The sequence below is a fragment of the Candidatus Woesearchaeota archaeon genome (genome assembly GCA_018302225.1).
GTDB lineage: Archaea > Nanobdellota > Nanobdellia > SCGC-AAA011-G17 > JAGVZY01 > JAGVZY01.
Genome location: JAGVZY010000013.1, coordinates 11,751 through 25,098, shown reverse-complemented (window position 1 = coordinate 25,098; position 13,348 = coordinate 11,751). Strand labels below are relative to the sequence as shown.

The 13,348-nt window shown below is 28.9% G+C and carries 15 protein-coding genes; 5 read left to right on the top strand and 10 right to left on the bottom strand.

Annotated features, from left to right (window positions below):
• Nucleotides 1-62: 62 nt before the first annotated feature.
• Entirely contained in the window at nt 63-578 is a 516-nt protein-coding gene (locus tag J4403_03685; GenBank protein MBS3167280.1) for a hypothetical protein, read from the top strand.
• A gap of 3 nt (nt 579-581) precedes the next feature.
• On the opposite strand, the gene J4403_03680 is transcribed toward J4403_03685, so the two are convergent.
• The 4 genes from J4403_03680 to J4403_03665 form a co-directional block, all read right to left on the bottom strand.
• Nucleotides 582-1,496: an asparagine synthase gene (locus tag J4403_03680; GenBank protein MBS3167279.1), complete on the bottom strand. Its 915-nt coding sequence runs from the start codon at nt 1,494-1,496 to the stop codon at nt 582-584.
• A 34-nt stretch (nt 1,497-1,530) separates the two neighbouring features.
• Entirely contained in the window at nt 1,531-4,218 is a 2,688-nt protein-coding gene (locus J4403_03675; GenBank protein ID MBS3167278.1) for a putative S-layer protein, read from the bottom strand.
• Nucleotides 4,219-4,345: 127 nt separating this feature from the next.
• On the bottom strand, nt 4,346-4,957 hold the full coding sequence (locus J4403_03670) for a hypothetical protein (GenBank protein MBS3167277.1): 612 nt from the start codon (nt 4,955-4,957) through the stop codon (nt 4,346-4,348).
• Nucleotide 4,958: 1 nt separating this feature from the next.
• Entirely contained in the window at nt 4,959-5,573 is a 615-nt protein-coding gene (locus J4403_03665) for a phosphatase PAP2 family protein (protein MBS3167276.1), read from the bottom strand.
• 85 nt (nt 5,574-5,658) lie between these two features.
• On the opposite strand from J4403_03665, the gene prtA reads away from it, so the two are divergent.
• Entirely contained in the window at nt 5,659-6,174 is a 516-nt protein-coding gene (gene prtA / locus J4403_03660; GenBank protein ID MBS3167275.1) for a pacearchaeosortase, read from the top strand.
• 40 nt (nt 6,175-6,214) lie between these two features.
• Nucleotides 6,215-7,105 (top strand): hypothetical protein, encoded by an 891-nt coding sequence (locus J4403_03655; protein MBS3167274.1) that lies wholly within the window; start codon nt 6,215-6,217, stop codon nt 7,103-7,105.
• On the opposite strand, the gene J4403_03650 is transcribed toward J4403_03655, so the two are convergent.
• The 6 genes from J4403_03650 to J4403_03625 form a co-directional block, all read right to left on the bottom strand.
• Nucleotides 7,102-7,695, bottom strand: coding sequence for a DedA family protein (locus tag J4403_03650; GenBank protein ID MBS3167273.1), 594 nt, complete (start codon nt 7,693-7,695; stop codon nt 7,102-7,104). The two genes, J4403_03655 and J4403_03650, sit on opposite strands and share 4 nt — an antisense overlap.
• Nucleotides 7,682-8,605: a hypothetical protein gene (locus J4403_03645; GenBank protein MBS3167272.1), complete on the bottom strand. Its 924-nt coding sequence runs from the start codon at nt 8,603-8,605 to the stop codon at nt 7,682-7,684. Before J4403_03645 ends, J4403_03650 begins: the two co-directional genes overlap by 14 nt.
• Before the next feature lie 25 nt (nt 8,606-8,630).
• Nucleotides 8,631-8,936, bottom strand: a complete 306-nt coding sequence (rpl12p, locus tag J4403_03640) for a 50S ribosomal protein P1 (protein MBS3167271.1) — start codon at nt 8,934-8,936, stop codon at nt 8,631-8,633.
• A gap of 19 nt (nt 8,937-8,955) precedes the next feature.
• The gene (locus J4403_03635; protein ID MBS3167270.1) at nt 8,956-9,810 is read right to left on the bottom strand and encodes a 50S ribosomal protein L10; all 855 of its coding nucleotides are present in this window, start codon (nt 9,808-9,810) and stop codon (nt 8,956-8,958) included.
• Complete coding sequence (locus J4403_03630; protein MBS3167269.1) at nt 9,807-10,487, bottom strand: hypothetical protein; 681 nt, start codon at nt 10,485-10,487, stop codon at nt 9,807-9,809. The genes J4403_03635 and J4403_03630 overlap by 4 nt, the downstream gene beginning before the upstream one ends.
• 78 nt (nt 10,488-10,565) lie before the next feature.
• A complete protein-coding gene (locus J4403_03625; protein ID MBS3167268.1) occupies nt 10,566-11,312 on the bottom strand; it encodes a hypothetical protein in 747 nt (248 codons plus the stop codon).
• A 103-nt stretch (nt 11,313-11,415) separates the two neighbouring features.
• Between J4403_03625 and J4403_03620 the strand changes: the two genes are divergently transcribed.
• Together J4403_03620 and ftsZ are read left to right on the top strand one after the other, a co-directional pair.
• Nucleotides 11,416-12,123: a peptidylprolyl isomerase gene (locus J4403_03620; protein MBS3167267.1), complete on the top strand. Its 708-nt coding sequence runs from the start codon at nt 11,416-11,418 to the stop codon at nt 12,121-12,123.
• An 84-nt stretch (nt 12,124-12,207) separates the two neighbouring features.
• Nucleotides 12,208-13,308, top strand: coding sequence for a cell division protein FtsZ (ftsZ, locus tag J4403_03615; protein ID MBS3167266.1), 1,101 nt, complete (start codon nt 12,208-12,210; stop codon nt 13,306-13,308).
• The last annotated feature ends 40 nt before the right edge of the window (nt 13,309-13,348 follow it).

Here is a 13,348-nt window from a genome sequence, read left to right as displayed (position 1 = left end):
TTGTTCTTAAAAAACATAGAAACCTTTATAATTAAATAAGTTTTTAGAGAATTTAAATTAAAATGGCTGAAAAAGTAAGCATTCAAAAGGATTTAAAGCTTAAACAAGAGAGCATATTTGACATGGGTGAGTTATATAAACTCATGTATAGATGGGCTAAACAACACAATTATTCTGATTTTATAGAAGATGAATATGTAGAAAAGATTTCTGGAGAAACTAAAAATCTTGAAATTGCATGGACTTGTATAAAAAAAATAAATGATTATGTAAAAGCTTATATTGAAATTAAATTTATGGTTATTGCGATGGTTGATGTTGAAGTTAATGTTGATAATATAAAAAGAAAAACCAACAAAGGAGCCATAGATATGAGGTTTACTTCTTATTTAAAAACTGATTATGAAGATACATGGGAAAGCAAACCATTAACAAAATTCTTTAGAGGAATTTATGATAAATATATTAACAAAGAAACAATAAAAGATTATAAAGAGGATATTCAAACTGAAATGTATGAGTTTATGGGCGAAGTTAAATCTTTCTTGAATTTGTATAAATTTAGAGGAATACAATAAAAATTAGTTTATTATTTTTTGGAGATAGTCTCTTTTATATTTAAATTTATTTTGTCTCGCTAGTTTCTTAATAGTTTTATCAAAATAACTTCCGTATTGAGCTGCAATTTTTTTTCTAAATGCAAATTCTTCTGGAAGTTCGGATTTTAAAGCACATTCTCTTAAGATTATTTTTCTTTCAGTTTTGCTGATTTTAAATTTTAAAGGAATAGAATAAGCATACTCTATTAATTCTTTTGATAGGTAAGGGCATAAAAGAGTTATTTTGAATAGATTTGCAATTTTTGTATCTCTCTTTATATCCTTGTTATAAACTAACTTTAATTCATCCCAACATTCTTTATTAAGATCTTTTGAAGCTAGGGTGCCAAGAAATTTCTTTTTGTGTTTGTGATAACCTGCAAAAATTTCTTCACTGCCTAAACCAGTATAAATATCTGAAATATTAAAAGTTTTTGCAAGTTCTAGTCCTGCATAAACTACACAACCTACACTTAATTTAACATATCCAGCAATTTCTTCATTTTTTAATTCAGTTTTGAAAAGAGGCGCAACTTTCTTTAAAGTTGTTTCAAACTCTTCTAAGGAATAAACTTTTTTAACTAGTTTAAAATTTAATTCTTGAGATATTCTTTCAGCCCATTCTAAATCCTTTGATCTTTTTGTTCCAACACTAAAACAAATGAAATCACAATTATTCTTTTTTAAAATCCAGGCTATAAAAGTGCTATCTATTCCACCAGAAAATAAAACTCCTAGGGGTTTTTTAGATTTGTTATATTGCTCTAAAATAACTTTTTCAGATAGATAGTATAATTGAGGTATTATTTCTTTTTTAGAAGTAAGGGGTTTTTTAGGTTTAGTAAGAGTTTTTATGAATTTATTCCAATCTGCTTCTGTTTTAAATAAATTAGGCATAAATAAAATAAAAAAGAAAGAAGTTTAAAAAGTTTTAGATAAGCTTTTTCTGTTGCTTATCCATTCTTCTTAACTCTTTTTCTGAATAATCTGCTTTTTTGCTTCTTACCCCACTGTAAATGGATTTTACAAGGAATATTGCAAATAATATAAGCACAGCGTCTATTAAAATCCACATGATTCCTGTTTGTTTTGAACTTGCGGAGCTATACCATTCTTTAAGCTTGTTTACTTTTTGTGCAGCAGGAGTAACTGAAACAGATAGAGTTTTCTCTATTGGATCAAATGAACTTGTTCCTCTTGCTTTTAATGTAACTATTGCAGTCTTTTCAGAAGTTGTTAAGTTTCCTTTTGGAGTTATATCAATGTAAATATTATTATCTCCAGCATGTAATGTTTCAGATCTTGTGTCAATTGCACTAAACCAGTCTCCAACAGATGTTACACTTAGATAGGCTTCTATATCTTTGTCATTGTTATTTGTAATTAATAAATGCAATCTGTTGTCTTCTTGTGAAAAATCAAGAGCAGTTGTTACTGTTTTTAATTCTACACTTGAAGGTTTTACAATTGTTGAAGTTCCTGCACAATCTAAAACTAAATCTATGAACCTACTTTTTGAGTCTTTACCATCATTGTAGAAAGCTATAACTTCTATTGAGTAAATTCCTGCTTTCGCAGTTTCTGGAATAACAAACGGTATCTTATAATCTGCTGAATCTTCAGAATCAATATCTTGTTTTGTGGAATACTCATTAAGATTTAAAGCGGTGTTTTTAATTTGAACATATTGCTTCTCATCATCTTTCTCACCATTATTAACTAAAGTTACTGCAAGATAATTTGTAGAACCACAAACTGCTTTATTTGTTCCTGATAAGTCTACTGATTTTATATAGATATCTCTTGATTCAGTTGATGCTTCGATAGCAACACTTTTTTGTATACATTGCTCATCTTCTTTATCATCATCGTATGCTTTTACAATAACCATATAATGATCATCTTCATCTAAATCTTCATAAGGCATGATTAATTTTAATGTAACTGTTTTTGAAGTTTCTTTTTTAAGTTCATTTGTAACTTTTGCAGTTGAAAGATAATCTTCGTCATCTTCCATAGTGTCTACATTAAATAAGAAAGCTTCAACAGTAATATCTTTTTTATCATCTAGGTCGTCATTTCTTGCCTCTACTTCAACTGAAATTTCTTGACCTGGTTTGAAACTGTCACCAGCATCTGGCTCGTTTATGTCTACTATTTTAACATAACTTCCAACTTCTCCATCTTCACACATGTCAGGCTCTACTCTAATTGTAAAGTCTAAAACTTTTGAAGTTACTGAGTTTCCAAATGTAATTTGAGTTACATATTTACCAAATTCTAATCCTGAAGGTAGATTTGCTGTAACATCTAATCCAGTTGATTCTCCAGAGATAAGATTGAAACTGGGTTTACTGAATGTTAAAGTTATTGTCTTGTTTAATCTATCAGTTAAAAGGCTTTGATTATAAGTTGCAGTTATTGCACTTAAATCAATATTACCTGTGTTTTTTATTGTAAATGAAGTTGACTTTGTTGAATCTGCAGGTGTAACAATTAAAGTTGTTCCGTCAACTGTTAATCCTTTTGATTCTGGTATAGTTAATGAAACGGCATAAGTTGCTTCATTTGCATTGTCTTGTGATTTTGCGGAGATTGTTCCTGTATAAGTACCAGTGGCTTGATATGGGGGTATTGCAATTTGGTAATTTACTGTTGTTGAATCTCCATAGAATATATCTAAATTATTTGTAGTAAATGTAACTAATGAGGAATTTACTTTTTTAGTTGAGTCTGTAGTAGATGTTAAATCTATTGAAGTTAAAGTTACATTTGCTAATTTTGCATTATATGTTAAAGTATAATCTGCATCTGTATGAACTGCTTTTGATGTATAAATTTCTGAAACTTCTGTAGCAGTTAGTGCTCTTTTACTTATTCTGAAATCATCTATTAAAGAATCTGCAGTATTTGCACCATTATAATCTGAACCAATCATAAATTTGGTTGCAGTTATTGCTAAAACTGGAGCTTGTGCCCACTCTACTTTTTTAACACCATCATAATATAATTTCATTGAACTTGAATCATAAGTTGCTACAAGATAATGCCATGAATTATCTATTGTAAAATCAGTTGTGTCTGCAGTTCTATAATCTGGTGAACCTTGATTTCTGAACATCAATCTTCCTAAAGAATCTTTAAAGATGACTAATGAATTTGAAACACCAATTGTATTGGGAGTTGAACCTTCTAAGAAGAAGAATATATGATTTTTTCCATCTGCTTTATTAAATTCAGGTTTGAACCAGAATTCTATTGTTCCTGCACTTTCATTTAAATTATTTGCAGTTGCATATGCTAATTTTGAACCTACACTTAAATTTGCAGCTTGGGCAAATTGTGCATCTGAATAACCAGTTATTGTTGCAAATCCAGAGAGAGGTGTTCCACTATCACTTGTTAAAGAATTATCAAATGTGGCATAGAATATTTTTGGAATTCTTTCTATTGCATTGTTTGTAGATAATACGAAACTAGATGAATATGTTTCACCTGAATTTGCAGTTATTGAAGTTGAAGCTTGACTTATTCTTATATCTCCTACTGTAGCAGCAGAAACTAAGAATATGCCAAGAACTAATGTTGCTAAAATACTAAACAAAAATTTATTTTTCATAGTTTTACCCCCTAAAACTAGTTTTAAGCGCTTTTTAAGTATAATTAGCTTAAATATAGGGGGTGGCTTTTTTAAAACTTTCGCTATTTTAAAGTAGTTATAGGATGAGAGTTAAAGGTCTTTAAAATCAATAAAATAAGTTTAAAGGCCAAGAGGAGGGAAAGCCATTTAATATTACTAATAATAAACAAGTGATTAAAGGTATAAAGGTATTATCATCAAAAGCGTAAGAATATCTTTTTAGTTCTAGACTTTCAATTACCATACCTACTAAGACAATTATGCTGATTAAGAAGGTAAGATTTGTTAGCCATGAGATAAAGACTAAAGTTGCTAAGTAACCTGTGATTAAACCCTCTATGTTTCTTTTTTTGTTTAATGGGTTTTTAATTTTCCCAAAATTTATCCCAATTAGAGGTGAAATTGAATCTCCAATTATTAGGGTTAATAATCCTATTATTGCTATTTGTTTTTCAAAGAAAAATGTTGAGACTGCAAAACCTAAAAAAAGAAAGAATACTCCTTCTGCAGGAATTTTTGAGTCTCTATCAAATTTCTCTATGAACCATTTTATTATTTTAGGTTGATAATATAAATAAATTGCTGAACCCATTAAAGAAATTAGGAATAAAATAAAGAAATGAATTGAATTTAAAAAATTAAAGTAATACAAGAAAAATAAAACTAAACCAAAGATTAGATGAAATAACTGTCTTTTTGTTTCATTTTTATGCGCCATATTAAACTCTGTCTAATTTTAAAAGAGCCACTAATTTTGAAATTAATTTGTGATTCTTCTCAAGATAAACTATTATGTCTGAAGCTAATAAACCCACGATTACACCCATAAAAAGATCACTTAAATAGTGTACTTCTAAGTATAATCTTGATATTGGAATGAGTATTAACAAAATATAAAAAATCCATTTTAGAGAGTTTTTTGGGAAAAATTTTAAAGTAGAATATACTGAAGCAGTATGATTACTTGGAAAAGAATAACTATTTCTTGGTTCAGTTGTATTAAAATTAAATTTTGAGTAAGGTCTTTGGCGTAAAGTTAAGTTCTTTATTAGAAGACTAGATAATGCAGCTAGACTGAATGAAAAGGCTAAGGCGAATGCAGAAACATAATTTTTACTTTTTAAATCTAGAAAGAGTATGTAAAATATTATTAATCCAATCAGAATAGGGCTACTTAAAAAAGTCATCAAAGGCAATAAAATTATGCTCAGATTTCTTAATTCATAAAAAAAATAAACTATTTTTGTGTCAAATATAAAACTTATAATTAAACATGTAGCTAAAATCAAATAGATATATGCAGGATTTAGTTTTAGTTCATGAAATGAGTCCATAATACTAGATAATATAGGCAGTTTAAAAATTTTATGTAACTGAATACAAAAGTTTATATTAAAATAAAGGAATAATTGTCTAATTATGAATTACTATCAAAAGTTAATATTAAGAATGGTTGCACTTGTGATATTTTCTTATAGTCTTTTTAGTTATATAATTACTCCAATAACCAAATATGTTTTTTATTTTATATTAAGAATATTTTATAATCAAAGTCTATTAACCGGAAATCAAATAATAATTGAAAATAATTTTTTAACTTTTAATAATGCTTGTGCCGCAGTTTCTGCATATTATTTAATTTTTATTTTAGTTATTTTAACTAAGGATATATCTTTAAAAAATATAATTAAGATGTTAAGTTTTGGTTTTGGAGCAATATTTGTTGCAAATTTATTAAGATTAACATTTTTAATAAGTATCTTAGAGATTAATGAGAAATTCTTTGATTTTTGGCATCTGTTAATTTGGAAAGTAATCGCTACTTTGTTTGTTGCTTTAGTATGGATATTGTTAATAAAGCGCTATAAAGTGAATAATACGCCAATATACTCAGATTTAAAGTATCTTATCCAGAATATAAAACTATTTAAATAAATCCTAAAATATACCTACTCTAGGATAGAAAATTTAAAAAATGAAAATAAGCTTTGATACTGAAACAGAAAGTGTTGAAGATTTGAAGGGTATTCTAGAGATTATTAACAAAAGTTTAAACAAACGAAATTCTGCTTTTGAAACAAAAGTTCAGGATATTAAGACTAATTTACCTGAGATTAAAAATCAAATATTTGAAACTATATCTGAACAGGTTGAAAATAAACCTATTTCTATGGAAACTGAGAATTCTGTAATAAAAAGTGCTGAAATTAATACTTCTCAAAATCCAAATGTTGAAATTGAAGATATAAGAAGTATTATACCTGAAATTAAAAGGATGATAAGTTCTCCTGAATCTCAGCCAGTACAACTAATGGTTCAAGAAGTGCCTAAAATGGAAGCTTATCCTAATAGTATAGATAATTCTTATCAGCAACCTGCACAACCACAAGTACAACAACCTCAAATGATAAGTCAAAAAGTGGATATTTCTTTGCCTTCAAATATGAGAAAAACATCTATTACTAATTACGAATCTAGATCAGGTCAATCAGCATTACCAAAATATCAAAGACCTGCAACTGTAGATATGGGTGCTTTGTCCATGTCTGATGGTGCAAGAAAACCTGTTAGCTCATCTGCATCCAGATCATTTTCAAGTTCAAATGATGATAATCCTTATGGTTTGAGATTGAGTTCACAACCTCAAAAAAGTCTTGGAATGAGTTCTCAAGGTGCTCAAACGAGTTCTAATCCTGTAGTAACCAACAGAGAGAAAATAAAGAATTTAGTTGTTGGATTAAAAAGAGCGAGTAATGGACAACCAGTAAAAATGGATGAAGTTCTTAGAAAAGCAAATAGTATGAATATTGGTGAATCTGAAGCAAGAAACTATGTTTATAGTTTGAAAGATCGCGGTGAGATTTAAAACCAACTTTTAACTTTTTCTGAATATCTTTTATAAAGAATATAACATCCTATAATAATTAAAACAAGCAGTATTGTTGCAATTTCAAAATTGTTATTAATAAAATCAATTGCAGACTGTCCAAACCACCCCACTAAGAGAGCGACAATTAAAAATCTTAAACCTCTACTTATCACTGAAGCAATTATGAATTTTGGAATATTAATATAAAAAACCCCTCCAAGAATAGTAAACACTTTGTAAGGGATAGGAGTAAAACCGGCTATACCTATTGCCCAAGCTTCATATTTTTGGAATAGATTATGTACTTTTTCTACTGTTGATTCTTTAAATAATTTTTTTATTAAAGGTTGTCCACCCACTCTCCCAATCCAATATCCTAACAACGCTCCTAATACTGAACCGACTGTACAAATTAATGCATAAAATAAAGCATATTCAGGTTTTGCTAGAGTTAGAACAATTAGTAAGACATCAGGAGGTATTGGGAAAAATGAGCTTTCCATAAAAGCTAAGATGAATAATCCCCATGCCCCAAGTGGCACAAAAGTATTTTTAGTCCATTCTATCAATGAATTAAGAATTTGCATCTGCCTGCAATATTAACAAATCATCCTTTGTTAATTTTTCTCCTCTCTTCATTTTTTCATTAACTTCTTGGATTTTTTGGTTTAAGAATAATTTTGTTTTTTTATTTTCTTCTTGTTTTTTATTTGTTCTTTTCTTTTCTACTTCTCTTTTGAATTTTGTACTTTCTTGTAATTTATCTTCAAGAAGTTTTGCTGTTGAAGTAAATTCGTCTTTTTGAGAGATGAAAGTTTTAAATGCTTCTTCTTGTGTTTTTCTTAATTCATTAATCTTTTTTGTGAATTCTATAAACTTTAAATGATATTCTTGACTTTCTTTTGCTACCTGTTGAACTTGCTGATGTAATTCTTCTGCTTTCTTTTTGGCTTCATTTATCTCTGTAGATAAGCTCCTTGAGACGGATTTTTCAAGATGTAATGTTTCTACTTCTCTTAGATTTCGCTTTAGAAGTTTTATTTCATCCATAACTTTCTTTTCTTGTGAAGGTGAAAGAGCTTCAGTTATAATTTTCATATCTAATTCTTCTATTTTCTTTTTCAAAAAAGTATAATTATAAGTTTTATCATCTCTAGAATAAGGCATTGAAGATCTTTTTTCTTTGAGTTGGGCTATTTTCTCTTTGACAATTAAATTCTGTGCTTCTCGCTGTTTTTTTAACTCATGGACTTTTTTATTTAATTCATCTTTTTTAAATTTAATATCTTTTAATTCTTTTACAAGTGAAGAAATTTGTTTTTTTAAACTCTCTTTTTTTGAGAACCAATTTTCTTTGCTCTCATCAATAGTATTGAGTTTTCTTCTTAAATCTGATATTTCTTTAGGAAGAAATTGGGGATTTTTAGAAAGTGATTTATTTTTATCACTAACTAAAACATCCTTATTTTTGTCAGATATTGTCTCATCTTTCTGCATTATTTAGTTGTTGAGTAAAGAGGTTTTATCCGAAAAGTGCACCTAAACCAGCTGCAGCTTCTTCTTCGCTCTTCTTTTCCTCTTTCTTCTCCTCCTTCTTTTCAGTTGGCTTTGCAGTACTTGCAACAGCAGACTGTGCTGATACAGCAGTTGGAAGTGAAGCTTCTGAGATAGCTTTATCTATATCAACACCATTTAGAGCTGATACAAGAGCTTTAACTTTTGCTTCGTTTACTGTAATTCCGGCAGCTTCAAGCACTTTTTTAACATGTGCTTCTTCAACTTTTTTTCCAGCTTTATGCAATAACATAGCTGCATAGACATATTCCATGGTTGTTACCTCCTAATAATTATTCAGTTTGTGGCAATGAACCTGCTTCAATCTCTGCTTTTGCAAGCAAAAATTTGATTGTTGCATCATTTGTTATGTTAAGTTCAATTGACAAGGTTAATGATTCTCTATGTAGTTTTGAAACTAATAATTTTAATGTTTCAGGTGTTGGATAACCTGTTGCGTATGCTAATTTTACTGAATCTAAGTGTGCACTTGTTAGCATATTTAAATATGCAGTTTCATCAACGTCTAATGTTTTTTTATCATAAATAATTCCTTCTTCATAAGCTGCAACTAAATTCAAACCAATCTCAATTGGTTTCATATTAAATTTTCCCATTAATGCAGCAACAGCATCCTTAATTACTTCACCTTCTTTAACAATTATTTTCTCTTGTTTAACTGCGATTTTTCCTGCTTCGACTGCAGTCTTAATTCCGAATTGTCCAAGCTCTCCAATTATTGGACCTGGAGCAAATGGTGTTGGACCTTCAGGAATAACAATATCTTTTGGAGCAATTTGCCCAGGCTTTGCAGCTGCTACAGTCTTGCTCTTTTTAAGATCTTTAAACAATTTAAAAGGATTATTAGAAGTGAATAATAAGGCAGGAATAGTGTTTTGAGTTAAATTATATAACTTTTCAATCCCCTGTTTTTCAGATGAAATATTTTTAAGAGCAAATCCAATCATTCTTTTTTTAACAACATAAATAAAAACATTTTTTCTTAAGGATTGTCTCATTTTTTGAAGTTGAGGAGAAGGCATATTTGTTAAATCAACTAAAGCCACAACAGGATATTTTAGAGCTAACTCTTCTAAATCCCTTACCATTTTCTTTTTCAAATCAGGTATGTGCGAAACTTTTTTCATTCTTTTTCCTCAGCTTCTTCTTTCTTTGAATGTGCAAATAAAATAATTGGGTTACTCATTGTGAATTTAATTAAAATATTTTTTATGTTGTGCTTTCCTTTTGAAAGTGTGTGTTCTAAAGTTTCTATAATAATCCTTATATTTTCAGCTACGTGTTCTTCAGAAGAATTTTCTTTTCCAATTGGAATTTTTAGAATTGCTTCTTTACCAACTACAAGTTTTACACTCTTTCTAAATTTTTCAACGGTTTGTTTTAAATTATCTTTTGGAAGAATAACTGCACCAAATTTTGGGTTAGGCATTTTTCCTAATGGTCCTAAAACTCTACCAAAAATCATAGCAACATCTTTCATTAAGTTTGCTTGAGAAATGAAAATATCATATTCTTTTGCTAATTTTGAAACTAATTTTGGATTTTTCCATTCACTAAATTCATCTTTTGTGATTATTTTATCACACTTTTCTCTTGCAGAAGTAATTAATTCTGAGTCTACAAAAGCACAGATCTTTATTTTTTTACCTAAATCGTAAGGTAATTGAACATAAGTTTCAAGTTTCTCTGTCTTTAAATTAAAATCTTTTAAATTTACAATTAAGTCCAAAGTTTGATTAAAATTACGTTTCTTAGAACTTGCTTTGAGTTCAGAAATTTTTGTGATTATTTGACTTTTTTCCATTAAATTCCCTCCTACACTAGGTAGTTTTTGTGGGTATGTGAATAGAATTTAGCTTAGGTTTATAAAGATTTTGGAATTTTATGGCCTTACTTGTTTTGCACGTACCCCGAGCGAGGAATTCGAGTCAGAAGGAACCCAATTGCAATTAAGGCTGACCCTATCGGAACCCGCACTGAACCACGCGACAGAATTATCATCTTTAAGTGGGGCAAAATAATCTAAATCTCTAGATTTAATATTTTTAGCAGGTAAACCTTGATAGTTTGCATTTTCTAATAATAAATTTAAACTAATTGGAGTATTTTGCATTAGACATTCTTCTAAAGGTTGAGAATATTTAGGTTCTAATTTTCCTGTTTTAAAATTTAATCTATGTTCATAATTTATATGTAAAATTTTATTTATTACTCTAAAATCTGCATCAAGATATTCTGATCTCCAAGGCTCTTTTTGTGTAGTTATTGTATTATAAAGCTGAGTAACTTTTAACCTTGGGACTCTTTTTCCATTTGAATAATAAACTTTTTCTTCTGATTTTAATAATTTTAGAAAATCTAAAAATTCCCTAATAGTAAGCATTGCTAAATTTTGTTTTTGTGATAAAACATGTTGATTAATCCAATCTTGTTCAAAAAAGAATCTATTGATAGAAATATTTTCATCAGGATATTCATATTTTACAATTCCTGCAGAGTTTTTGTGCTGCTTTCCTTCAAGAATAATTAAATCTTCTGAATTAAATTTTGAATTATTACTTGGATTAAAATCAATAAAATACCCTTTTTTAGGCAATCTTTTAAAGGGTAAGTTTGATGGTTCTGGCATAATCTGAATTTAGTTTGTAAACTTAATAAAACTATCTTAACATCAATTAGCAGAAAAAAATAAAGTAAGTTTTATAAAGTATGCATTAAAGTCTATTTGAATAATGGCAGTACAACCAACAGTAAAAAAAGAGAAACCAATTAATTCTGAGGTTAAAGAATCTAAAACAGCTCAAAAATTCAAAAAGAATGATTTTATAGAAGTTGAATATACTGGAGTATTAAAAGAAAATAATCTTGTTTTTGACACAACCCATGAAGAAATAGCTAAAAAGGCCAATATTTATTCAAAAGAGACTAAATATGGCCCAAGAGTTATTTGTATGGGCAATGGTTTCCTTATCAAGGGTTTAGAAGAAGATATTGAAAAGAATGGCTTGGGAAAGAGAAGTGTTGAGTTAATTGCTGAAAACGCGTTTGGAAAAAAGGATCCAAAGTTATTGCAACTTGTTTCTATGTCTAATTTTAAAAAGCAGAATATTTATCCTTATCCAGGATTACAAATAAATTTAGATGGTATGATGGGTTTAGTAAGAACTGTTAGTGGTGGGAGGGTTGTTGTTGATTTTAATCATCCTTTATCAGGTAAAGATATTAAATATGAGATTAATATAATTAAATCTGTTACTGATGTAAAGGCTAAAGCCGAAGCGATTCTTAAAGGTTTTATAAATAAGCCTGAAATAAAATATGAAAATAATATTCTTGAAATTAAAAATAAATTAAATAAAAATATTATTAAATTTATAGAGATGAAATTAAAGGAATTAATCCCTGAAATAAAAGAAATTAAAACATCTACTCTAGAATAACAACCTTTAAATATAAGATAGACTCTTCTTTTTTTGGCATTTATTAAAAAATTTTAGTTTATAAATTAAAAAGTGGAGGGTAAAATGGTTATGAATTTTTCTAATGGGGAAGGGTATAAACAGCTAAAGACTAATCCTATTGATACTGAATTAGAAGACTTGCTTTCTAAACAAAGAGCAAAAATAAAAGTTATAGGCTGTGGCGGTGGAGGTAATAACACTATTAATAGAATTACAGAAGTTGGAATTGCTGGTTCTGAAACTATCGCTATAAACACTGATGCTCAAGATTTACTTTATACAAATGCAGATAATAAAATTTTAATTGGAAAAGAATTAACAGGTGGTTTGGGTGCTGGAAGCATTCCGAAAGTTGGTGAAGATGCTGCAAAAGAAAGTGAACATGATATTAGGCAAAAATTACAAGGCGCAGATATGGTTTTCATTACTTGTGGAATGGGCGGAGGAACTGGAACTGGTTCAGCTCCTGTTGTTGCAGAGATTGCCAAAAAAAATGGAAGTTTAGTTGTTGCAATTGTAACTATTCCTTTTTCAATGGAAGGACATAGAAGATATGAAAATGCTGTGATTGGTTTAGAAAAATTAGAAAAGGCAGCAGATACTTTAATTGTTATTCCAAATGATAAATTGTTAGAATTAGCTCCAGATTTACCATTACATACTGCATTCAAAGTTGCAGATGAAATTTTAACTAATGCTGTAAAAGGAATTGCTGAATTAGTAACAAAAGCAGGATTAGTCAATCTAGATTTTGCAGATGTAAAAGCTGTAATGAGTGAAGGTGGAGTTTCTATGATTGGAGTTGGAGAATCTGATTCTGAAAATAGAGCTGTTGAAGCTGTTGAAAAAGCAATGCAAAATCCTTTACTTGATGTGGATATTGCTGGTGCAGCTGGTGCATTAATTAATGTATGTGGTGGACCTAGTATGACTCTTGATGAAGCAAGAAGAGTTGTTGAAATGGTTTCTGAGAAACTTGATGAAGATGCAAGAATAATTTGGGGTGCCCAAATTTCAGAAGATTTAGGAAATACCATAAAAACACTCTTAATTGTTACTGGAGTAAGTTCTCCACAGATATTTGGTGCTAGAAAAGCTGCTGCTGGAGCCAAAAGTAAGTCAGAGATGGAGAATGAATTAGGCATAGATTTTATTGATAAATAGTATTAATTTGGTTTTGAAACAAAATGTTTTTAAACCATTA

Bases quoted from the DNA above. Each gene is read 5' to 3' on its own strand.
- J4403_03685 (MBS3167280.1), top strand. From the start codon at position 63: ATGGCTGAAAAAGTAAGCATTCAAAAGGATTTAAAGCTTAAACAAGAG.
- J4403_03680 (MBS3167279.1), bottom strand. From the start codon at position 1,496: ATGCCTAATTTATTTAAAACAGAAGCAGATTGGAATAAATTCATAAAA.
- J4403_03675 (MBS3167278.1), bottom strand. From the start codon at position 4,218: ATGAAAAATAAATTTTTGTTTAGTATTTTAGCAACATTAGTTCTTGGC.
- J4403_03670 (MBS3167277.1), bottom strand. From the start codon at position 4,957: ATGGCGCATAAAAATGAAACAAAAAGACAGTTATTTCATCTAATCTTT.
- J4403_03665 (MBS3167276.1), bottom strand. From the start codon at position 5,573: ATGGACTCATTTCATGAACTAAAACTAAATCCTGCATATATCTATTTG.
- prtA (MBS3167275.1), top strand. From the start codon at position 5,659: ATGAATTACTATCAAAAGTTAATATTAAGAATGGTTGCACTTGTGATA.
- J4403_03655 (MBS3167274.1), top strand. From the start codon at position 6,215: ATGAAAATAAGCTTTGATACTGAAACAGAAAGTGTTGAAGATTTGAAG.
- J4403_03650 (MBS3167273.1), bottom strand. From the start codon at position 7,695: ATGCAAATTCTTAATTCATTGATAGAATGGACTAAAAATACTTTTGTG.
- J4403_03645 (MBS3167272.1), bottom strand. From the start codon at position 8,605: ATGCAGAAAGATGAGACAATATCTGACAAAAATAAGGATGTTTTAGTT.
- rpl12p (MBS3167271.1), bottom strand. From the start codon at position 8,936: ATGGAATATGTCTATGCAGCTATGTTATTGCATAAAGCTGGAAAAAAA.
- J4403_03635 (MBS3167270.1), bottom strand. From the start codon at position 9,810: ATGAAAAAAGTTTCGCACATACCTGATTTGAAAAAGAAAATGGTAAGG.
- J4403_03630 (MBS3167269.1), bottom strand. From the start codon at position 10,487: ATGGAAAAAAGTCAAATAATCACAAAAATTTCTGAACTCAAAGCAAGT.
- J4403_03625 (MBS3167268.1), bottom strand. From the start codon at position 11,312: ATGCCAGAACCATCAAACTTACCCTTTAAAAGATTGCCTAAAAAAGGG.
- J4403_03620 (MBS3167267.1), top strand. From the start codon at position 11,416: ATGGCAGTACAACCAACAGTAAAAAAAGAGAAACCAATTAATTCTGAG.
- ftsZ (MBS3167266.1), top strand. From the start codon at position 12,208: ATGGTTATGAATTTTTCTAATGGGGAAGGGTATAAACAGCTAAAGACT.